This window comes from Aeromonas sp. A04, assembly GCF_047780465.1.
Lineage (GTDB): Bacteria > Pseudomonadota > Gammaproteobacteria > Enterobacterales > Aeromonadaceae > Aeromonas > Aeromonas bestiarum.
In genome coordinates, this window is sequence record NZ_JBLNHP010000010.1 from 47,851 (window position 1) to 68,012 (window position 20,162).

The following is a 20,162-nucleotide window of genomic DNA, read 5'->3' on the forward strand; positions in this document are numbered from 1 at the left end:
TGGGCCCTGGATTGTCTCGCCTCGTCATGGATGTTCCACGTGAAACATCGCGCCCTCCGACCATTGCCAACCAAACCCTTGTGGCTGTTTATCATCAGCCCAGTTCGGGGGCCGGGCAGTAGAGGCGCAGCCGATGGCCATCCGGATCGAGCGCCATGCCGGTGTAGCCAAATTCCAGTCGGATCGGCGACTGGGTGATGGTGAGGCCGCGAGCCTGCCATTTCGCAAACTCGGCATCGACGCTGGCATCATCTGGCAGAGGGAAGGCCAGCTCCATGGCTCCGGCTCCTTGCGTGACCTTGGGCTCAACCGTGGCACTGGACCAGAGCGCCAGCCTGGCGCCCGACTCGAACACGAACATGGCGAAGGTGGGGGATTCCTCCACCGGCGAGCGACCAAACAGCTCGCGATAGAAGCGGGTGCTGCGAGCCGGATTGGCGACATAGAGGATGGTGAACTGGGGAACAAGCATGGTGACACTCCTTGTTTCGGGGATGGCGCATCTGCGCCGACCCCGTCAGCATGACGCCACCCGCTGTCAGTTTCTGTCAGCAATGAATTGTGGCTGCGGGATCTGCTGGGTGGCGCGCCACTCCTTGAGCAGGATAGCCCGGCTCCTGGGATAGCCGATCTCCTCCAGCGTCAGCCGGCTGATGCGATCCACCCGGAAGTGGCGAAAGTCCTGCCGCAGCTCGCACCAGGCCACCAGGACCCGCACCTGCTCGAAATAGCCGAGGGCAAATGGCCAGACGGTGCGCTCGGAACTCGCGTCCCTCAGATCGCGATAGCTCAGGGTTACCTTGCGCTGTTGACGGATGGCACTGCGCAGGGGAGCCTCATCGGTGCAGGCATCGCTGCGGGATGAGCCGATCAGCAGGGTGTTGGCGTGGAGCTGCTGGCGGTACTCGGCGGGCAGCACTGCCTCTATCTTGGCCAGCGCACTGCGGGCACCGGCACTCAGGGTGCTGTCGGCATGTTCGGCCACCCAGCGGGAGCCCAGCACCAGGGCTTCCAGCTCCTCTTCGCTGAACATCAGCGGTGGCAGCATGAAGCCGGGGCGCAGCACATAGCCGATACCGGGCTCACCCTCGATATGCGCCCCCTGGGATTGCAGGGTCGCGATGTCCCGGTAGAGGGTGCGCAGGCTGATGCCGAGCCGGCTGGCCAGCTCTGTGCCTGTGATGGCGTAACGGTGACCGCGCAACAGCTGGAGCAGGGCCAGCAGACGTTCGGAACGGGACATGGCATGGCTCCTTGGGATCTGCGGTTAGGGTGCCATGTTTGGGCGAACCGGAACAGGGTGAGGTGAGAGGCTCACTCCCTGCTGCCACGAAAAGACCGCCGCCATTCGCTCGGCGAAACCTCGAAGCGGGCCCGAAAGTGCTGGCGCAGGGAGGTGGCTGTCTTGAAACCCACCAGTTCGGCGATGCGTTCTATGGGGTGGGTGCTGGCTTCCAGCAGCTCCTGGCAACGCCTGAGACGTTCGATCAGCAGCCACTCTCCGACGGAGAGGCCCGTGGCCTGATGAAAGCGGCGGGTAAAGGTGCGCCGACTCATCAGGCTGTGGGCCGCCAGACTGTCGAGGGTATGCGGTTCCGACAGGTGGGCTCGCAGGTGATCGAGCAGCTGGTTCATCCTGGCATCCCGGGTGGAGGCGGAGACCGGCTGCTGGATGAACTGGGCCTGGCCACCTTCCCGGTGGGGCGGGATCACCAGCCGCCGCGCCACCTGGTTGGCGATGGCACTGCCGTGGTGCTGACGTACCAGATAGAGGCAACAATCCAGTCCGGCAGCTGTGCCCGCCGAGGTGACCAGCCCATCATCATCCACATAGAGGGCGTTGGTATCGAGCCGCACGCAGGGAAAGCGGCGGAGGAAATCCTGCTCGTACTCCCAATGGGTCGAGGCCTTGCGTCCATTGAGCAAGCCGGCATAGGCGAGCACATAGGTGCCGAGGCAGAGTCCCACCACCTGGGCCCCTCTGGCATGAGCCGTCATCAGGGCATCCAGCAGTGGCTGGGCCGGGCGCTCGGCCGGGTCGCGCCAGAAGGGAATGATGATGATATCCGCCTCGGCCAGGGCCTCCAGCCCATAAGGTGCCAGGATGCTGAATCCCTGTGACGAGTGCGAGCTGGCCTTGCCATCCCCGGCACAGAGTCTGAGTTCGAACAGGGGCTGACCCGGCAGTATGTCGCCGAAGATGAGGCAGGGCACTGAGCAGTGAAAGGGGCTGAAGTGGTCGAAGGCCACGACGGCAACTATCGGGATGGGCATGACGCTGGCCTCCTCTTTGCGCGGTGAGCAACCATGATATGCGCTGGCAGCTGAAAGCCGAAGGGCCATGCGGATGCATGGCCCCAGTTATCACAGCGAGATCATGTCGCCATCTTCCGGCACCCGCACCCGATCTGCCATGCCGTGCTCAGCCAGATAGTCGTGCAACTCCTTGCGTGACAGCACGGCATGATTGACCGCCTCCATGTGGCTGGCAATCAGGGTGGCCTGTGGCACGGCCTGATAGACGGCCCGCACATCCTCCTTGCCCATGATGATGGAGCCCAGCCCCGGCACCTGGGCATCGCCACAGTTGAGGATGATCACCTCAGGCCCGTGTTGTCGCAGGCTCTGTGCGACCATCTCGTTCCAGACGGTATCACCCGCCAGATAGAGAGTTTTCTCTTGCGGGTGGGAGAAGACCACACCGCACACCTCACCCAGCCGCGCGGCCAACACCGCCATGACCTGATCGTTGCCGTGTTGCCCCTTGGTCTGCTGCAGGCGGATGCCGGCAAATTCGGCCTGCTCGCTCAGCAGGCGCACATCCTTGAAGCCACTGGCGCACATGGTGTCGGCATCTTTCTGATGTTGCACAAACAGCGGGAGATGCTTGGGGATCTGCTGCTGAGCGACTGGGTCCCAGTGGTCCAGGTGATCGTGGGTGACGATCACCGCATCCACATCGAGTATCTCCGCCAGGGGCAGAGGCAGCTCGACCAGCGGGTTGCGCAGGTGGCTGTTGGCTGTTCCGGCGAAGGCGGGCAGCGTGCCCTTTGCTGCCAGCATGGGGTCGATCAGAAAGCGGGTGCCGGCGTAGTCGATCAGCAGGGTGGCGTTGCGAACCTGGGTAATCTGCATTGTGTAGCTCCGTGATAGCGGCGAGGTGTGCAACCAGTATGACGGGGGATGCGGGGAGCCATGAGTGGCCCGCGGGTCGATTATCGATCCTATCGGGCCAGCTGAACGATACAGTTGTGCGTCGGACAAACTCGAAAAATTTCTTTGATTCTCGCCCTTGAAAGCAAAAAGCCGGACCCTATATAGGTAACAAGGCCGGAACGCTCGACAGAGGTTTCGACCAGACGCCCGTCCGACAGGAGGGCAAACCATCCGTTATCGCTCACAAGAGGGTAATACTATGCGTTCTATCGACTTTTCTCCGCTCTATCGTTCTGCCATCGGTTTCGATCGTCTGGCCAATCTCATCGAATCTGCGGCCAGCAATGGCAATGCCGGATATCCCCCCTACAACATAGAGCAGCTGGGTGACAACGACTACCGTATCAGCATGGCGGTGGCGGGCTTTACCCAGGAAGAGCTGGAGTTGAGCTTTCAGGAAAACCTGCTGACGGTGAAGGGCAGCAAGCAGGCCGAGACCGACCGCAACTACCTGTATCAGGGCATAGCCGAGCGGGGTTTCGAGCGTCGCTTCCAGCTGGCCGACTATGTGCGGGTGAAGGGCGCCGACCTGAAAAATGGCCTGCTGCACGTTGAGCTGGTGCGTGAAGTGCCCGAGGCGATGAAGCCGCGCAAGATCGAGATCAACGGCTGACGCCAGGCCTCGCCACACATTTTACCAAGCTTCCCGGGTGCCGATGGCGGGCCCGTGGAAATTGAAACCTGTTGCTTATTAGAAGGATAGGATTATGCGTAACCTCGATTTTTCTCATCTCCATTCCAATGCCGTCGGCTTCGAGCGGATGGCCCGTGAGCTGGAAGGCCTGTTTGACCAGAAGGCGGTGGCCTATCCCCCTTACAACATCGAAAAGCGCGATCACGATGGCTATCGCATCACGGTCGCGGTGGCCGGTTTCGAGCGCGAAGAGCTGGAACTGGAGACCGAAAACGGCACCCTCAAGGTGAAGGGGCGCAAGGCAGCCTCTGATGAACGCCAGTTCCTCCATCAGGGCATTGCCGAGCGTGACTTCGAGCTGGCCTTCAAGTTGAGCCAGCATGTGGAGGTGCAGGGCGCCAGGCTGGAGCATGGTCTGCTGACCATAGATCTGGCGCGTGAACTGCCGGAGGCACTCAAGCCTCGTGCCATCCCCATCGGCAAAGCCGAGCCGCTGGCGCTGCCAACTAAGCAATGAGAAATAAAAAAGGCCTGCGATTGCAGGCCTTTTTGTTTTTGGTTCGCAGGTCAGTTGCTGCCGTAGAGGTCGTTGATCTCGTCCGCCAGTATGGCGATGCCACGGCGCACCAGCTCCTCGCTCTGGGAGTAGTTGAGGCGGATGCACTCCTGGCTGTGGCGCCACTTGGGGTCGTCGATGCCGGGGAAGAAGTAGTGCCCCGGCACTATCAGCAGGTTCTTCGCCTTCAACCGCTCATAAAGTTCCTGGCAGTGAATGGGCAGGTCTTCGAACCAGAGCCAGAGGAAGAGGGCGCCTTCCGGCTTGTGGATGTGGAAGCGCGGATCCGGAATCGCCTCACGCAGCAGCTGTACCGCCAGCTCGGCCTTCTGCCGGTAGAAGGGTTTCACCACCTGCTCGCTCAGGGTGATGATCTCGCCACTTTCGATCATGGGGATGGTGATGGCGGGTCCCAGGCTGCCCGGCGCCAGGTTGATGATGCCGCTCAGGTTGGTGATGGCCTGAATGATCTTCTCGTCGGCGATGACAATGCCGCAGCGGGTACCCGGCAGTCCCAGCTTGGAGAGGCTCATGCAGAGGATGGTATTGGCATTCCAGAACGGCTTGGCCTCGCTGAAGATGATGCCAGGGAAGGGCACGCCGTAGGCGTTGTCGATCAGCAGCGGAATGCCCTTGTCGCGGGCTATCTGATCCAGATGCTCTACTTCCTCATCGGTCAACACGTTACCGGTCGGGTTGGTCGGACGGGAGACGCAGATCACCCCTATATCGTCGCCCACCTGCAGGCTCTCGAAATCCACGTGGTATTTGAACTGGCCATCGGGCAGCTTCTCCATGGTGGGTTTGTACGCCACAAAGTAGTCATCGGTGAGGGCTGAGTCGGCGTAGCCGATATATTCGGGGGCCAGCGGGAACAGCACCTTCTTCTTGCGGCCATCGGCGAACTCGCCGGCCAGCAGGTTGAACAGGTAGAAGAAGGCATTCTGGCTGCCGTTGGTCAGGGCGATATTGCGAGAGGTGATATCCCAGCCGAGCTCCTTGCTGAGCAGGGCGGCCAGCGCCTTGGTGAACCTGTCCTTGCCTTGGGGGCCGTCGTAGTTGGCCATGGCTTTGACCAGTTCGCCATTGTCGAGCAGGTTTTTGGCTTCGGTTTGAAAGCGCTCCAGCATGGCGGGGATGGGGGCCGGATTGCCGCCACCCAGCATGATGGCGCCCGGATTGGTCAGCCCCTGATTAAGGTCATCCATGAGTTGGGTAATGCCGGCGTGGCGAGTGAACTTCTCGCCGAACAAGGAAAATTCCATTCGGTGACGGATCCAGAGTCAGTTACGGGGATGTAGCACCATAGCTCAGTTTAAAAGCGGGTGTCGATCAAAATAACGGGACGTTCCACGTGGAACATGACTCGGGAATACACCGTGGTAAAAAATACCATTTATGGGTTTAAAAATGACCACATTGCTACCCAGATAAGACACAAATGGGGGCTTTTAACTGATTAATTTAAGCAAAATCATCTAGTTATAAATATGGCACAAGTATTGGAATAGCTATCAGGTCATCTCAACCATACCGGAGCACACCAGATGAAAACCCTGATCGCCACCCTGATAATGAGCACACTGAGCCTGAATGTGATGGCAACTGAAAACCCCAGACCCGAGCTGGATACCGCCCAGCTGGATCAGGCTATCCTGGCTCAGCAGCAGGAGGCATCCCATGCCGTGGTGCTGGATGCCATCCGCAACCTCAAGCCACTGGCACTGGATACCCTGGTGGTGGAGGTGAGTTCGGCCGATGCGACTCACCCCGGGAGTTGAGATGGCGCAGGGGAGTCTGGCCCGTATGCTGCCTGAAGAAGCTGATGAAGGCGCTGTCGCTGGAGAACTCCAGCGAAGCGGCTACCCGGCTGATGGGCACGTCCTCGGCCAGCAGCTCCATGGCGCGCAGCAGACGCCACTGCTGGCGCCAGGCCTGATAGCTCATGCCTGTGTCTCGCATGAAGATACGGCCTATGGTCTTGTCACTGGCACCCACCCGTCCGGCCAGCCGGTTGAGCCGATCGGGCAGGGTGTCGCCCCGTTTTACCTCCTGCAACCAGGCCGTCAGGCGCGGGTCTGCCGGTAGCGGCAGTTGCCAGGATTCCCGCGGCGCTTGCGCCAGCTCCTCCATGAACAGCGCCAGCATCCGGCTCTGCTCCACCTCCGGTTTCTCCCATGGCCAGAGTGCCATTCTTTCTATGATCTCCCGCAGCAACGGGTTGACCGCCATCACCTGCACACTGGCTGGCAGCTCGGGTTGTGGCCGGAAGTAGAGGGAGCGATAGGCCACCACACCGCGCATCAGCACTCTGTGGGGAGTGCCCGCCGGCAGCCAGGCTGCCCGGCTGGGTGGCAGCAGACAGACCTGGTTCGCCAGCTCTATGCTCATGCAGCCCGCCTGGGCAAACAGCAGCTGATGGCGCTGATGCTGATGCAGGCCCGAGTCGTGCCAGCCGAGCGCGGAGGCAATGCCGATCACGCTGCCAGCCAGGCTGTCCGGGTCAAAAGGGTGATCGGGGAGAATAAAGGCCATGTGTCCGATTATTGATGTTTATAGTCCTGCTTATTGTAATCGGACAGTCGGCATCTCTCTAGAATGACGACCTCTTGTGAAGGAGGTTTGTCATGAACAACAAGTTGCCACCGCTCTGGCTGGTGGTCGGATTGATGATGTTTCCCCAGATAGTGGAGACCATCTACAGCCCTGTGCTGACGCATATCGCGAGCCAGTTCAGGGTAAGCGACGGACAGGCATCCCAGACCCTGTCGGTCTATTTTCTGGCGTTTGCGGTGGGCGTGGTCTGTTGGGGGCGGCTCTGTGATCTGATTGGGCGACGCCCCGCCATGCTGGCGGGTCTGTTCACTTACTGGCTCGGCACCTTGCTGGCATTGCTGGCCAACCAGTTCGAGGTGTTGCTGCTGGCCCGGGTCATCTCGGCCTTTGGGGCCGCCGTGGGATCCGTGGTGACCCAGACCATGCTGCGCGACAGCTACCAGGGCAGCGATCTGGCCCGCGTCTTCTCGGTCATGGGGGTCGCGCTATCACTCAGCCCCGTGCTGGGACTGGTGAGCGGCGGCCTGTTGGCCGAGCAGTTTGGCTATCTCGGTGTCTTCAGCGGCTTGCTTGTGCTGGCCCTGATGCTGGGGGGGATCGCCGGCTGGCGGCTGCCGGAAACCCGTCCCGTGATGACCACTCGGGTTGCCCTCTGGCCATTGGCGTACCGCATGGTGCGGGATGGCGGACTCTGGCGCAGTGCCCTGCTGGTCGCTCTGTTCAATACCATGCTGTTTGGCTACTACAGCCTGGCGCCGTTTCTGTTTGCCGGATTGGGATTGAATGCCAGCGAGTTTGGCTATTCCGGCCTGGCGTTGGCGCTGGCGACCCTGATCGGCAGCCTGCTGAACCGACGTTTGCTGGGGGCGGGCTGGTTGCCATCAGCGCTGATCCGGCTGGCCTCTGTGCTGGCGCTGGTGGCTGGGGTTACCGTGTGGGCGAGCCAGGATTCGCTCTGGTTCCTGCTGCCCATGATGGGAGTCGTGGTGGCCTTTGGCATCGCCATTCCCAATGTGTTGAGTCAGGCCTTGCTGTCTTATCGGGAGGTGGCAGGCAGTGCCGGTGCCCTGTTCGGACTGGCCTACTACCTGCTGCTCAGCCTGGGATTGGCGCTGGCGGCCGCTTTGCAGGATCTGGGTTTGCTGCTCCTTGGCTGCGGCCTGCTGGCCGTGCTGTGCAGTGGCCGGCGTTCCACGTGCAACATCAGCTGCCGATAAAACGGTAGCCGATGCCTGATTCGGTCTCGATCAGGCTGGGTTGCTGGGGGTTATCTCCCAGCTTCTTGCGCAGGCTGGCGATGACGATGCGCAGGTAGTGGGTATCTTCCTTGTGGCTCGGGCCCCAGATGTCGTTGAGCAGTTGGGTCTGCATCACCAGCTTGCCGGGGTGGCACACCAGCGCCTGCAGCAGGGCGAACTCCTTGCGAGACAGGGGGATCTCTTCATCCTTCATGGTCACCTTGTGGCTGCTGGCGTCCAGGGTCAGGCCGCATTGCGGGAAGTGGCGGCATTCGCCGCTGCTGACCCCGGCTCGCTGGCGCAGCAAGACGCGGATGCGGGCCATCATCTCCCCAATGCCGAACGGCTTGCTCATGTAGTCGTTGGCGCCCGCGTCCAGCAGGCGCACCTTCTCCTGCTCCGAATCCCGCGCCGACAGCACCAGTACCGGGTGCTGATGGTGTTCACGAATCATCTGCAGTATCTGGATGCCGTCTCCGTCCGGCAGGCCGAGATCCAGGATCACCAGATCGGGATTGAGATGGCGATACTGCTCCAATCCCTCATTGACGCCCACCGCCTCGCTGACCTGATGGCCCTCGGCGATCAGGCTGATCCGCAGAAAGCGGCGGATCGCCGCTTCATCATCAATGACCAGGATATGAGCCATCTAGCCTCCAGCGGCGAATGTTGGGGAGGGAACTGGCGATGGCAGCATGCACTCTCTGCCGCTATGACAAAGGATGGGATCCATCATACTTCCGGTGAGTTGAGGGTGAGCGGCAGTGAGATGCGCATGCAGGTGCCGTTGCCGTTGGGGCCGGAAAATGCCCAGATGCGGCCGCCATGAGCCTCTATCATAGCGCGGGAAATGGCGAGGCCAAGCCCGGTGCCGCGACTGCCGCAATCACCGACCGGCTGGGTGTAGAACAGATTGAAGATCTTGTCCCGATCCGACTCGGCGATGCCGACCCCGATGTCGATGATGTCGATGATGAGATCCGGATCCGCCAGCATCACCTTGAACTCTATGGGGGTGCCGGCCGGCGAGTAGCGGGAGGCGTTGTCGAGGATATTGACCAGCACCTGCTCGATCAGGGCCCCGTGCACATAAAGCTGGGGGATCTGCTGATCGAAGTGCACCAGCAGCTTGTGCTGACGCCAGGAGGACTCCAGCCGCTTGCGGGCGCTCTCCACCAGATCCGCCAGGTCGACCCAGTCCCGTTTCAACTGGAAGTCCGGCGAGCCTATGCGGGTCATGTCCAGCAGGTTCTGCACATAGCTGTGCAGGCGGCGCGCCTCGTCCTGTACCGAATGGAGCAGTTCGTTGCGATCCTCTGCGCTGATCCGATCACCGTATTCCAGCAAGGTGCTGCCGGCCCCCATTATGGTGGCCAGCGGCGTCTTCAGATCGTGGGAAACCGACGAGAGCAGGGCGGCGCGCATCCGATCCGTCTCCGCCTGCAGCTGACTGTCGGCCAGTCGCTCGTTGAGATCGATCCGGGCCAGGGCGGCACGGATGTCGGTAAGCAGGGCCTGCAGCTGATGTTCGGCCGAGGAGGCGAGCGGGTTGGACAATCGAATGCCGAGCACCAGATCATCGGTGAGATGGTGATATTGCGCCTCGGCGGCATTGAGGGTGGCCGTGTGGGCCCCGGCGCTCTGCTTCTGGGCCAGGCACCAGTCGATGGCCGCCTTGTCGGTCTGCCCGGGTCTGTGCTGAGCCGATCCCGCCCTGTGCTGATAATCCTGATCGAGGGCAAAGACGGGCTGGGTCAGGGCCAGCGAGATGGCCTGGGTGCCTTGCCTGAGCACCTCTTCCGGGCTGCTGGCGGTGGCCAGCCCCTGGCTCAGCGACAGCAGGGCATTGCCGAGCTGCTGGGTCTCGCGCAGGCCGATCAGCTGTTGGCGCTGGCGGGAGGCGAGTCGTCCCGCCGTCATGCCGACGATGAGCAGCACGAACAGGGTGAGCAGGTCGCTGTGGCTGGCCACGTTCAGGGAGAAGTAGGGGGCGGTGAACAGCAGATTGTGAGCGACGAAGCCCAGCACGGCCGCCAGTATGGCGGGCACCAGACTGGTGGTGAGCGCCGTGGCCAGCACCCCCAGCACGAACAGCAGCGGCAGGGAGGCGGGCGGCAGCCAGTGGGAGAGCCCCCAGGCGGTGGCCGAGGTCACCGCCATTATGGTGATGGCCAGCAGGCTCTGGCGAATGTCCTTGGGGTGGAGTGGTTGCAGCCCCAGGCCGGGTTTGCGTTTCTCCGTGTCCACCAGTGTGATTTCTAGCCCCTGTGCCTGCTTGAGCAGGTGCTGCACCAGGGAGCGGCGCCAGGGGGCCTTGTGGGGTTTGCCGAGCAGCAGCTGCGAGACCTGCTGCTGTTCGGCGGTTTCCAGCAAGGTGCTGGCCACCGCCGGGCTGGAGAGGGTCAGCACCTTGGCACCCAGGTGGGAGGCCAGCGCCAGCGCCTGCTCCAGCTCGGCGGAGCGTTGCCCCTTGCTGTCGATGTGCACCACCAGCCAGGGCAGCTGGCGGCGCTGGGCGAAGCGGTGGCCGTAGCGCACCAGCGCCGAGCCGTGCTGATCGCCGAGGCAGACCATCAGCTTGCCCCGCAGCGGCAGCGTGGCCTTGCCCGCGGCCTGCCACTGCAGTTGCAGATCCCCCTCCACGTGGCTGGCGGCGGTCTGCATCGCCAGCTCGCGCAGGGCGGTCAGGTTGTTGAGGGAGAAGAAAGATTGCAGAGCGGCCTTGGCCTGATGGGGCACATAGACCTTGCCCTCCTTGAGCCGGCCGAGCAGCTCCTTGGGGGGCAGGTCTATCAGTATGATACTGTCCGCTTCCAGCAGCACCTGATCCGGCAGTGTCTCCTTGACCCTGACCCCGGTCAGTTGCCACACCAGATCGTTGAGGCTCTCCAGGTGCTGCACGTTGAGGGTGGAGTAGACGTCGATGCCGGCACCGAGCAACTCCTCCACATCCTGCCAGCGCTTCTCGTGACGGCTGCCCGGCGCGTTGCTGTGGGCCAGCTCATCCACCACCACTATGGCGGGTTTGCGTTCGAGCAGCGCATCCAGATCCATCTCCTCCAGCCGTTGCTGGCGGTGGAGATGGATCTGGCGCGGCTGGATGGCGAGCTTGTCGAGCAGGGCCAGGGTCTCCTGACGGCCATGGGTCTCCACCACGCCGATCAGGATGTCGACCCCTTCCCGAGCCTGTTCCCGCACGGCTTGCAGCATGGCGTAGGTCTTGCCTACGCCGGGGGCGGCGCCGAGAAAGACCTTCAGCTTGCCCTTGTGTTCCTGCTCCAGGCTCGCCAACAAGGCATCGGCCCGCACCTCATCACGCATTCCCGTACTCCTGCTTCAGGCTTGCCAACAAGGCGCCAGCCGTTACCTCATCACGCATTCCCGTACTCCTGCTCCAGGCTTGCCAACAAGGCGCCAGCCTTTACCTCGTCATGCATTTCCGTACTCCTGCTTCAGGCTTGCCAACAAGGCGCCAGCCGTTACCTCGTCACGCATTCCCGTACTCCCACTCCAGGCTTGCCAGCAAGGCGCCAGCCGTTACTCCATCACGCATTGTTATCCTTATCGAGCAACCGCTGGCTCAGTTCGAAAATGTGGGATACCGGTCCTTTCTATCAAGCATCCTTGTCTAGCAGCAGGTTCAGCTGGAGTATGTTGACCACTTGCGGGCCAAGGATACCAGCTTGTGCACTGGACTTGACCTGCTCCGTCAGCAAGGCGGGATCCAGCCCTCGCTGTTTGGCCACTCTTTCCACCTGAGCCAGCACGGCATCCACCGGCAGATGGGGGTCCAGGCCGGAGGCAGATCGGGTCAGTGTGGCGGGTGATGCGTCACCGGTCGGCGCCTGGGCCTCTGTGTTGGCAAACTGGGCCCGCAGGGGTGAGCTCATGCCCAGATTGGATGCACCACCGCCTATGGTGGCGAAGTCGCTGGCGGAGGGGCGGGAGTGGAAGTACTCGGCCCGCTCGAATTTCTGCGCCAGCAGGGCACTGCCGATCAGTTGCTGTTTGCCGTTGGTCAGCTGGCTGCCGTTGGCCTGCCAGGGGAACATCAGCTGGGCCAGCCCTGTCACCGCCAGCGGGTAGCCGACACCCAGCAGCAGGGTCAGGGTCAGCAGGGTTCTGATTGCTATCATGATTCTCTTGCTCCAAACAGATTGATGGGGTGCAGGCCAGGCTTGCACCCCGCTATGTCGTCGTTACACCAGACCCAGGCCTGTGATGGCCAGGTCGATCAGCTTGATGCCCATGTATGGGGGCACGATCTGGCCGTGGATACCATCGTGCGGCGTTTTCATCACACCAACCCCAGGCCGGTGATGACCAGGTCGATCAGCTTGATGCCAATGAAGGGCACTATCAGACCACCGACGCCGTAGATCAGCAGGTTGCGGCGCAGCAGGCTGGCGGCGGATCCCTTCAGGCTGACCCCGCGCAGGGCCAGCGGCACCAGCGCCACTATGATCAGGGCGTTGAAGATGATGGCCGACAGAATGGCGCTCTGCGGGCTGCCCAGCTGCATCAGGTTCAGTGCCCCCAGTTGCGGATAGGCGGCGATGAACAGGGCCGGCAGTATGGCGAAGTACTTGGCCACGTCATTGGCGATGGAGAAGGTGGTCAGGGCGCCGCGGGTCACCAGCAGCTGTTTGCCGACCAGCACCACGTCCAGCAGCTTGGTGGGGTTGGAGTCCAGATCCACCAGGTTGCCCGCCTCCTTGGCGGCCTGAGTGCCTTCGTTCATGGCCAGACCCACGTCGGCCTGGGCCAGCGCCGGGGCGTCGTTGGCACCGTCACCGCACATGGCGACCAGGCGGCCATCGGCCTGCTCCTGGCGGATATAGGCCAGCTTCTTCTCTGGAGTGGCTTCGGCGATAAAGTCATCCACCCCGGCTTCGGCGGCGATGGCGGCGGCGGTCAGCGGGTTGTCGCCGGTGATCATCACTGTCCGTATCCCCATGTGACGCAGGATCTGGAAGCGGGCCTTGATGCCGGGCTTGATGATGTCCTTGAGGAACACTACCCCCAGCAACTTCTCGTGGGTACAGACCAGCAGCGGGGTGCCGCCCTGGCGGGCTATGTTGTCGACCGACTTGAGGATCAGCTCGGGCACCGCCTTGCGCTCGAGGGAGAGGTAGTTGAGCACAGCATCCACAGCCCCCTTGCGATATTGATGACCGTTGCGATCCAGTCCGCTCAACCGGGTCTCGGCGCTGAACGGGATCAGCTTGTCACTCTCCAGCTGGCTTGGCTTGGCCATGCTTTTACCTGCCAGAGTCAGGATGGATTTGCCTTCCGGCGTATTGTCGCCGAGGGAGGCCAGCATGGCTGCCTGGGCCAGCAGGGAGGGATCCACACCAGGGGCCGGGATCAGCTCGTCGGCCATGCGGTTGCCGAAGGTGATGGTGCCCGTCTTGTCCAGCAGCAGGGTGCGCACGTCACCGGCGGCCTCCACGGCGCGGCCCGACTTGGCAATCACGTTCAGCTTCACCAGCCGATCCATGCCGGCGATGCCGATGGCGGAGAGCAGGCCGCCTATGGTGGTCGGGATCAGGGTGATGAACAGGGCGATCAGGTAGAGCCTGGGCACCTGGGTACCGTTGTAGTCGAGGAACCAGGGCAGGGTAGCCACCACCAGCAGGAAGATCAGGGTCAGACCCACCAGCAGGGCATCGAGTGCCATCTCGTTCGGGGTCTTCTGGCGCTTGGCCCCTTCCACCAGCGAGATCATCCGGTCCAGCGTGCTCTCACCCGGATTGTTGCTCACTCGTACCCAGATCTCGTCCGAAACCACAGTGGTGTTGCCGGTCACGCCGCTGCGGTCGGTGCCGGATTCGCGAATGACGGGGGCGGATTCACCCGTGATGGCTGCCTCGTTGACCGAGGCGATGCCGGCCACCACTTCACCATCGGCCGGGATCATCTCGCCGCTGCGCACCAGCACCAGATCGCCTTTCAGCAGGCTGGTGGCGGGCACCCATTCACCCTGTCCATCCTTGGCATCCATGACCCGGCGCGCCTTGAGCTGGCTCATGCCGGCCTTCAGGCTGTCGGCTCTCGCCTTGCCGCGTCCTTCGGCCAGGGTCTCGGCGAAGTTGGCAAACCAGAGGGTCAGCCAGAGCCAGGCGGTGAGCTGCCAGGCCAGGCTGGGGGCCACGCCCGACAAGGGTTGGCCCAGCAGGGACTCCAGGGTCGCCATCACGGCGGCCAGCCAGAGGGTGAACAGTATGGGGCTGCCAAACAGTGCCTTGGGGTTGAAGCGATAGAGGGCTTCGACCATGGCTTGCACAATTTGCGAGCTCTGTTTCTTGGCCTTCACCTTCTCGGTGCTGGCCGTCATTGAGATGGACTTGCTCATTAGAAAGCTCCCTGTATCAGGCTCAGATGTTCGGCCACGGGTCCCAGTGCCAGCAGTGGCAGGAAGGAGAGGCCGCCAATCAGCAGTACTGTGATGATCAGCAAGGTAATAAACAGTGGCCCCCGGATCGGGAAGTCACCTTCACCCGTCTCCTGGCGCGGAGCGCGGGCGAGCTGGCCGGCGATGGCCAGCACGGGGATGATGTAACCGAAGCGGCCGAGCAGCATGGCCAGCGCGATGGCGATGCACTGCCAGCTATCGGCGGCGGCAAAGCCCGCGAAGGCGGAACCGTTGTTGCCGGCAGCCGAGGCGTAGGCATAGATCAGCCGTGACAGGCCGTGCGGGCCTTCATGGCCTATGACGGTGGCGGCATCCGGCATCAGCAGGGTCACGCCACCGATCACCAATACCCCGACCGGCATCACCAGCATGCTGGCGACCACCCACTTCATCTCTGTGATGCCGAGGCGTTTGCCCAGATAGGTCGGGGTGCGACCCACCATGAGGCCACACAGGAACACGGTCAGCAGCACGAACAGCATCATGCCGTAGATGCCGGCACCCACGCCGCCGAACACCACTTCACCCAGCAGCATGTTGATCATGGCGACCATGCCGGCGAGGGGGGCAAAGCTGTCGTGCATGGCGTTGACCGAGCCGTTGGAGGCGGCCGTGGTCGCCACTTCCCAGATGCTGGAGAGCACTGGGCCGAAGCGGCTCTCCTTGCCTTCCCAGTTGCCCATCTGAGTGGTGAGGTGAGCGAGGTTGGGATCCGGCTTCATCTCCTGGGAGAGGGAGAGGCAGAGCCCCAGTACCAGCATGATGGTCATGGCGATGAGGATGGCGCGACTGTGGGCCACGTCCTTCACGTAGCGGCCCAGGGTGCAGACCATGGCGGCGGCTATGGTGAGCAGGGCGACCATCTCCAGCCAGTTGGAGAGGGCGGTCGGATTCTCGAACGGGTGAGCCGAGTTGATGCCGAAGAAGCCACCGCCGTTGGAACCGAGCTGCTTGATGGCGATCTGGGACGCGGCAGGGCCGAGCGGCAGCAGCTGTTCCTGACCTTCCAGGCTGTGGAACGGCAGATAGGCCGACAGTGTCTGGGGCACGCCCTGCCATACCAGCAGCAGCGCCATGATCAGCGCCATCGGCAGCAGCACGTAGAGGCAGAAACGCACCAGATCCTGCCAGAAGTTGCCGATGTGGGTAGTTTGCTGGCGGGCTATGCCGCGGAACAGGGAGATGGCGACGGCCGCGCCCGTCCCGGCGGAGACGAAGTTCTGGGTGGTGAGCCCCACCATCTGACTGAAGTAGGAGAGGCTGGCCTCACCGGAATAGGCTTGCCAGTTGGTGTTGGTCATGAAGCTGACCGCCGTGTTGAAGGCCATTTGCCAGCTCAGGCCGGGCAGTTGCTGCGGGTTGAGGGGCAGCAGGCCTTGCGCCATCAGGATCAGGAACAGCAGGCCGAAACCGGCGCCGTTGAATGCCAGCAGGCTGAGGGCGTAGGACTTCCAGTCCTGCTCCCGTCCGTCCGTGCCGCAGCAGGCCAGGGTGGTGCGCTCTATGGGCGACAGCCAGCGGCTCTGCCCCTCGAATACCCGATACAGGTAGCCGCCAAGCAGGGGAGCCGGCAGCAGGATCAGCAGCACAAAGGCCACCGGATAGATCACTTCTTGCCACATAGTCAGTTCCTCACTCATGGCTGCGCGTTAACGCACGCAACAGATAGCCCATCAGGGCGAGGACCAGCAGCAGATATAGCCAATTCATATCGACTCCATTGAGATAATTAGCTGCGAGAGTCGATGTAAAACCCTATCGACTCCGTTGGTGTCATTGACGTTGAAAGGGTATGTAAAACCGGCGTAAAGGCGCCATAAAGCGGCATGGAGGGGGCGTAAAATCGGCGTAAAAAGCGCAGGTCTGTCGGGGCTGTCGAAGGGCAGATATGAAAAAACCCGGCCTGGGCCGGGTTTGGTAGCAAGTTGCTGAAGCTAGCCTGATGGTGATGAGGCCAGTTTCATATGCGGTTAGCGCATGGTCACAAACTCTTCCGCGCTGGTGGGGTGAGGAGGGGGAACGCAGTTGTCGAGACAGACCTCGAGTTTCCCTCCTCACACGGCCATCAGCGCATAGTCACAAACTCTTCCGCGCTGGTCGGATGAATGGCCACGCAGTTGTCGAAGTCGGCCTTGGTGGCTCCCATCTTCATGGCGACGCCGAAGCCTTGGAGTATCTCGTCCATGGCAAAGCCGATGCCGTGCAGGCCGACCACTTTCTCTTCCGGCCCGATACACACCAGCTTCATGCGGGTGGGCTGGCGATGCTGGGTCAGGGCCGAATACATGGCGGTGAACTGGCTGCGGTAGACCTTGACCTGGCCCTCGCCATACTCGGCGACGGCTTCCGGTTCGGTCAGCCCTATGGTGCCGATGGGCGGGTGGCTGAACACCACGGTCGGCACCAGATCGTAGTTGAGGTGCTCGTTCGGCTTGTTGTTGAACAGCCGCTCGGAGAGACGACGGCCCGCCGCGACGGCCACCGGAGTGAGCTGGATGCGGCCCGTGTTGTCACCGACGGCATAGAGGTTGGCGACGGTCGTGTTCTGGAATTTGTCGGTCGGGATGAAGCCCTTCTCGTCCAGCTCGACACCGGTGGCGGCCAGGTTGAGGTTGTCGGTGGCCGGCACGCGGCCTATGGCCCAGATCAGGCAATCGACGGTCAGGTGGCGACCATCTTCCAGTTGCAGGGTCAGGCTGTCATCGGCGTTCTTGACCACGGCTTTCGGAATGGCGTGGGTGTGCAGTTTGGGCCCTTCCTGCGCCATGATCTCAACCAGAGTCTCGTGGATCATGGGGTCGAAGTTGCGCAGCGGCGCGTGCTTGCGTACCACCAGGTGGGTCTCTGAGCCGAGCGCCTGCATCACGCCGGCTATCTCCACAGCTATGTAGCCGGCACCGACCACGGCAACCCGCTTGGGCTGGCTCTGCAGATCGAAGAAACCATCGGAATCTATACCCAGCTCGGCACCCGGAATGGCGGGTACTTCGGGACGGCCACCTGTGGCGATCAGTATGTGATCGGCGCTGTACTGCTCGCCGTTGACCTCGATCGTGTTGCTATTGACGAAGCTGGCGAAGCCCTTGACGACAGTGATCTGGTTCTTGCCCAGCACGTTCTGATAGGACTTGTGAATGCGGCCGATGTAGGCCTGGCGGGACTCGACCAGCTTGGCCCAGCTGAAGTGGTTGAGTGTGGTGTCGAAGCCGTAGTCGGCGCCATATTTCAGGGCATCGGCGATCTGGCCCGCATACCACATGGCCTTCTTCGGCACGCAGCCGACGTTGACGCAGGTTCCACCCAACTCTTTGGCTTCAATCAGGGCGACTTTCTTGCCGTACATGGCAGCCCGGTTGGCCGAGGCGATGCCGCCGCTGCCGCCACCGATGGCGATATAGTCAAAATGCTGTGCCATTGCGAGGTTCTCCGCTCATTAAGAATGCAATCACAGCATGATGGGGATAAAGCGGCTGGCTCACAAGAGCCAGCACTCAGTTATGTTGGATCGGCAGGCGAATATGGAACTGGGCGCCGTTGCCCGGTTCACTGACGCAGTTGATGCGGCCACGCAGCAGCTGCACCACCAGGTTGTAGATGATGTGGGTGCCGAGCCCGCTGCCGCCCTGGCCCCGCTTGGAGGTGACGAAGGGGTCGAAGATGCGTGGCAGTATCTCGGGCGGGATGCCGCGGCCGTTGTCGCTGTAGTCGATCATCAGCTCCTCACCCTGCTGCTCCACCTTGATGGTGATCTTCTTCGGCTTGTCCCAGTTGTCGAAGCCATGGTTGATGGAGTTGAGGATCAGGTTGGAATAGATCTGGGTGAAGCTGCCGGGGAAGGAGAAGATCGACAGCTTGGGATCGCACTGTATATCCACCTCGCACTGGGCCTTCTTCAGCTTGTGGCCGAGGGAGACCACCACCTGATGCAGGTTGTCGGCGAGGCTGAAGTTGTAACGCGCCTCGGACGACTGATCGACCGCCACCTGCTTGAAGCTGGCAATCAGCTCCGAGGCGCGTCTCAGGTTGCCCTGCAGCAGTTGCATGGACTCGTCTAGGTTGACGGTGAACTCGTTGAGATAGGAGCGGGAGAGCTGCTTGGAGTCGATGTGCAGCTTGAAGTCGGCCACCCGCTCCTGCAGATAGGAGGAGGCGGTCACGCTGATGCCGATGGGGGTGTTGATTTCGTGCGCCACCCCGGCCACCAGCGAGCCGAGGGAGGCCATCTTCTCCGATTCCACCAGGGTCTGCTGGGCCTGCTTCAGGTCGTCGTAGGCCTTGCCCAGCTGATCGTTGGCGTCGCTCAGGCTGCGGGTTCGCTCCACCACCTTGCCTTCCAGCTGTTCGTTGAGGGAGATGATCTCCCGCTCCACCTTCTTGAGGCGGGTGATATCGTAGCCGAACCCGATGAGATACTTGAGGTTGAGGCCTTCGTAGAAGGGGGCAAAGGTCCACTGCAGCACCAGCTCATGGCCCTGCTGGTCATGCATGATGACCTCTTTGTCCTCGATGGAGCCGTGATCGGCCAGGATCAGCGCCAGCTCTTCACGCTGTTCCTGGCTGACGAACAGATCCAGCCAGCTGTGCTGCAAGATTTCCTGCTGGTGGTAGCCGGTCAGCAGTATGGCGGCCGGGTTGATGCTGGCGATGGTGAGGTTGGGTTCCATGCAGCAGATGAGCATGTTGGCCGAGTTGATCAGGGTGGCGGAGAAGTCCCGCTCCTGTTGCAACTGTTCCGCCGCCTGATGGCGTGCCGCAAACTCGTCGTTCAGCCGTGTTCGCATCTGGTTTAGGGTGGCGACCAGGGTATCCAGCTCGTCGGGTTTCTTGCGGGGCAGGGGGCGCCCCTCCAGCGTCAGCTCTATGGCCAGCCTATCCAGATTGAATTTCTGGGCATAGTTGGCGATGCGGTTGAGGTGACGGACCACCAGATAGTAAATGATGATCAGGATGCAGAACGAGACCACCAGCGTCTTGATGGTCTGGCTGACCATGATGAGCACGGATTTTTCAATCAGGCGCTGGTAGATCTGTTCGAGGGAGGCGGCGACAAACAGCTTGCCGACCACTTCACCCTGATAGGTGAGATTGAACTCGCGGGAGATGTCGTAGCTTTCACGCTCTACCCCCTGGGTCAGCAGCGGCACTTCCGAGTTGCCGAGCATCTCCTTGACCATCACGAACTGCATGTTGGGCAGGTTCATGATGCCTTCTATCTGTACCTTGACCTGCTCCTCATCCAGGTTCCACAGGCTGGCGGCGATGGGTTGCAGGAAGGAGGCCTCGATCTGGCCGATGCTGTCCTCGATGACGGCGACATCCTTGCGGTAATCCCAGGCAAGCTGCAACACCGTAATGATCATCGCCAATACGGTACTGCACACCAGAATGTAGGAGAGCAGGCGGTATGAGAGCCCGTTACGGCCGACGGCCCTCGCGGTCTTGGAGAAGAGTCCTGACATGGCGTCCTTGCGGTCTGGATATATTGCCATTTAGTTTAACTGCTTCATGCACTTATGTCGTGTTTCGTTAGCGGGATAAAAAAAGGCC

The 20,162-nt window shown here is 61.8% G+C and carries 17 protein-coding genes; 4 read left to right on the forward strand and 13 right to left on the reverse strand.

Annotated elements, in window-relative coordinates; genetic code table 11:
• Positions 1-94: 94 nt before the first annotated feature.
• From ACM3N8_RS20210 to ACM3N8_RS20225, 4 genes are all read right to left on the reverse strand, one after another.
• Positions 95-472: a VOC family protein gene (locus tag ACM3N8_RS20210; protein ID WP_290019370.1), complete on the reverse strand. Its 378-nt coding sequence runs from the start codon at positions 470-472 to the stop codon at positions 95-97.
• Between the two features lie 66 nt (positions 473-538).
• The gene (locus ACM3N8_RS20215; RefSeq protein WP_290019369.1) at positions 539-1,243 is read right to left on the reverse strand and encodes a helix-turn-helix transcriptional regulator; all 705 of its coding nucleotides are present in this window, start codon (positions 1,241-1,243) and stop codon (positions 539-541) included.
• A gap of 71 nt (positions 1,244-1,314) precedes the next feature.
• Positions 1,315-2,274 (reverse strand): GlxA family transcriptional regulator, encoded by a 960-nt coding sequence (locus ACM3N8_RS20220; RefSeq protein ID WP_290019368.1) that lies wholly within the window; start codon positions 2,272-2,274, stop codon positions 1,315-1,317.
• A 90-nt stretch (positions 2,275-2,364) separates the two neighbouring features.
• Complete coding sequence (locus tag ACM3N8_RS20225; RefSeq protein ID WP_290019366.1) at positions 2,365-3,135, reverse strand: MBL fold metallo-hydrolase; 771 nt, start codon at positions 3,133-3,135, stop codon at positions 2,365-2,367.
• Positions 3,136-3,415: 280 nt separating this feature from the next.
• On the opposite strand from ACM3N8_RS20225, the gene ACM3N8_RS20230 reads away from it, so the two are divergent.
• Positions 3,416-3,829 (forward strand): Hsp20 family protein, encoded by a 414-nt coding sequence (locus ACM3N8_RS20230; RefSeq protein ID WP_042873533.1) that lies wholly within the window; start codon positions 3,416-3,418, stop codon positions 3,827-3,829.
• 94 nt (positions 3,830-3,923) lie between these two features.
• Positions 3,924-4,367 (forward strand): Hsp20 family protein, encoded by a 444-nt coding sequence (locus ACM3N8_RS20235; RefSeq protein WP_290019365.1) that lies wholly within the window; start codon positions 3,924-3,926, stop codon positions 4,365-4,367.
• A gap of 50 nt (positions 4,368-4,417) precedes the next feature.
• On the opposite strand, the gene ACM3N8_RS20240 is transcribed toward ACM3N8_RS20235, so the two are convergent.
• Positions 4,418-5,671, reverse strand: a complete 1,254-nt coding sequence (locus ACM3N8_RS20240; protein WP_290019364.1) for a valine--pyruvate transaminase — start codon at positions 5,669-5,671, stop codon at positions 4,418-4,420.
• A 282-nt stretch (positions 5,672-5,953) separates the two neighbouring features.
• Here ACM3N8_RS20240 and ACM3N8_RS20245 point away from each other — a divergent pair, with 282 nt between their 5' ends.
• Positions 5,954-6,187 (forward strand): hypothetical protein, encoded by a 234-nt coding sequence (locus ACM3N8_RS20245; protein WP_290019363.1) that lies wholly within the window; start codon positions 5,954-5,956, stop codon positions 6,185-6,187.
• Here the strand turns inward: ACM3N8_RS20245 and ACM3N8_RS20250 are convergent.
• On the reverse strand, positions 6,117-6,941 hold the full coding sequence (locus ACM3N8_RS20250) for an AraC family transcriptional regulator (RefSeq protein ID WP_290019362.1): 825 nt from the start codon (positions 6,939-6,941) through the stop codon (positions 6,117-6,119). The genes ACM3N8_RS20245 and ACM3N8_RS20250 overlap by 71 nt on opposite strands.
• 92 nt (positions 6,942-7,033) lie before the next feature.
• Between ACM3N8_RS20250 and ACM3N8_RS20255 the strand changes: the two genes are divergently transcribed.
• Positions 7,034-8,179: a multidrug effflux MFS transporter gene (locus ACM3N8_RS20255; protein WP_290019361.1), complete on the forward strand. Its 1,146-nt coding sequence runs from the start codon at positions 7,034-7,036 to the stop codon at positions 8,177-8,179.
• Here ACM3N8_RS20255 and ACM3N8_RS20260 read toward each other — a convergent pair.
• From ACM3N8_RS20260 to ACM3N8_RS20290, 7 genes are all read right to left on the reverse strand, one after another.
• Positions 8,166-8,849, reverse strand: a complete 684-nt coding sequence (locus ACM3N8_RS20260; RefSeq protein ID WP_416016534.1) for a response regulator — start codon at positions 8,847-8,849, stop codon at positions 8,166-8,168. The genes ACM3N8_RS20255 and ACM3N8_RS20260 overlap by 14 nt on opposite strands.
• Positions 8,850-8,932: 83 nt before the next feature.
• Positions 8,933-11,521, reverse strand: coding sequence for a sensor histidine kinase (locus ACM3N8_RS20265; RefSeq protein WP_103472789.1), 2,589 nt, complete (start codon positions 11,519-11,521; stop codon positions 8,933-8,935).
• Between the two features lie 293 nt (positions 11,522-11,814).
• Entirely contained in the window at positions 11,815-12,336 is a 522-nt protein-coding gene (locus ACM3N8_RS20270; protein ID WP_416016535.1) for a potassium-transporting ATPase subunit C, read from the reverse strand.
• 161 nt (positions 12,337-12,497) lie between these two features.
• Positions 12,498-14,555, reverse strand: coding sequence for a potassium-transporting ATPase subunit KdpB (gene kdpB / locus ACM3N8_RS20275; protein WP_416016536.1), 2,058 nt, complete (start codon positions 14,553-14,555; stop codon positions 12,498-12,500).
• Positions 14,555-16,237, reverse strand: a complete 1,683-nt coding sequence (gene kdpA, locus ACM3N8_RS20280; RefSeq protein ID WP_416016537.1) for a potassium-transporting ATPase subunit KdpA — start codon at positions 16,235-16,237, stop codon at positions 14,555-14,557. Before kdpA ends, kdpB begins: the two co-directional genes overlap by 1 nt.
• Positions 16,238-16,680: 443 nt before the next feature.
• The gene (gorA, locus tag ACM3N8_RS20285) at positions 16,681-18,030 is read right to left on the reverse strand and encodes a glutathione-disulfide reductase (protein WP_416016538.1); all 1,350 of its coding nucleotides are present in this window, start codon (positions 18,028-18,030) and stop codon (positions 16,681-16,683) included.
• 76 nt (positions 18,031-18,106) lie between these two features.
• Positions 18,107-20,074, reverse strand: coding sequence for an ATP-binding protein (locus tag ACM3N8_RS20290; RefSeq protein WP_205619636.1), 1,968 nt, complete (start codon positions 20,072-20,074; stop codon positions 18,107-18,109).
• Positions 20,075-20,162 lie beyond the last annotated feature (88 nt).

What these genes read in the sequence shown, in the direction of transcription:
- ACM3N8_RS20210 (WP_290019370.1), bottom strand. Translation starts at nt 472, where the DNA reads ATGCTTGTTCCCCAGTTCACCATCCTCTATGTCGCCAATCCGGCTCGC.
- ACM3N8_RS20255 (WP_290019361.1), top strand. Translation starts at nt 7,034, where the DNA reads ATGAACAACAAGTTGCCACCGCTCTGGCTGGTGGTCGGATTGATGATG.
- ACM3N8_RS20265 (WP_103472789.1), bottom strand. Translation starts at nt 11,521, where the DNA reads ATGCGTGATGAGGTGCGGGCCGATGCCTTGTTGGCGAGCCTGGAGCAG.
- ACM3N8_RS20245 (WP_290019363.1), top strand. Translation starts at nt 5,954, where the DNA reads ATGAAAACCCTGATCGCCACCCTGATAATGAGCACACTGAGCCTGAAT.
- ACM3N8_RS20235 (WP_290019365.1), top strand. Translation starts at nt 3,924, where the DNA reads ATGCGTAACCTCGATTTTTCTCATCTCCATTCCAATGCCGTCGGCTTC.
- ACM3N8_RS20230 (WP_042873533.1), top strand. Translation starts at nt 3,416, where the DNA reads ATGCGTTCTATCGACTTTTCTCCGCTCTATCGTTCTGCCATCGGTTTC.
- kdpB (WP_416016536.1), bottom strand. Translation starts at nt 14,555, where the DNA reads ATGAGCAAGTCCATCTCAATGACGGCCAGCACCGAGAAGGTGAAGGCC.
- ACM3N8_RS20220 (WP_290019368.1), bottom strand. Translation starts at nt 2,274, where the DNA reads ATGCCCATCCCGATAGTTGCCGTCGTGGCCTTCGACCACTTCAGCCCC.
- ACM3N8_RS20225 (WP_290019366.1), bottom strand. Translation starts at nt 3,135, where the DNA reads ATGCAGATTACCCAGGTTCGCAACGCCACCCTGCTGATCGACTACGCC.
- ACM3N8_RS20290 (WP_205619636.1), bottom strand. Translation starts at nt 20,074, where the DNA reads ATGTCAGGACTCTTCTCCAAGACCGCGAGGGCCGTCGGCCGTAACGGG.
- ACM3N8_RS20250 (WP_290019362.1), bottom strand. Translation starts at nt 6,941, where the DNA reads ATGGCCTTTATTCTCCCCGATCACCCTTTTGACCCGGACAGCCTGGCT.
- ACM3N8_RS20215 (WP_290019369.1), bottom strand. Translation starts at nt 1,243, where the DNA reads ATGTCCCGTTCCGAACGTCTGCTGGCCCTGCTCCAGCTGTTGCGCGGT.
- ACM3N8_RS20260 (WP_416016534.1), bottom strand. Translation starts at nt 8,849, where the DNA reads ATGGCTCATATCCTGGTCATTGATGATGAAGCGGCGATCCGCCGCTTT.
- ACM3N8_RS20240 (WP_290019364.1), bottom strand. Translation starts at nt 5,671, where the DNA reads ATGGAATTTTCCTTGTTCGGCGAGAAGTTCACTCGCCACGCCGGCATT.
- gorA (WP_416016538.1), bottom strand. Translation starts at nt 18,030, where the DNA reads ATGGCACAGCATTTTGACTATATCGCCATCGGTGGCGGCAGCGGCGGC.
- kdpA (WP_416016537.1), bottom strand. Translation starts at nt 16,237, where the DNA reads ATGTGGCAAGAAGTGATCTATCCGGTGGCCTTTGTGCTGCTGATCCTG.
- ACM3N8_RS20270 (WP_416016535.1), bottom strand. Translation starts at nt 12,336, where the DNA reads ATGATAGCAATCAGAACCCTGCTGACCCTGACCCTGCTGCTGGGTGTC.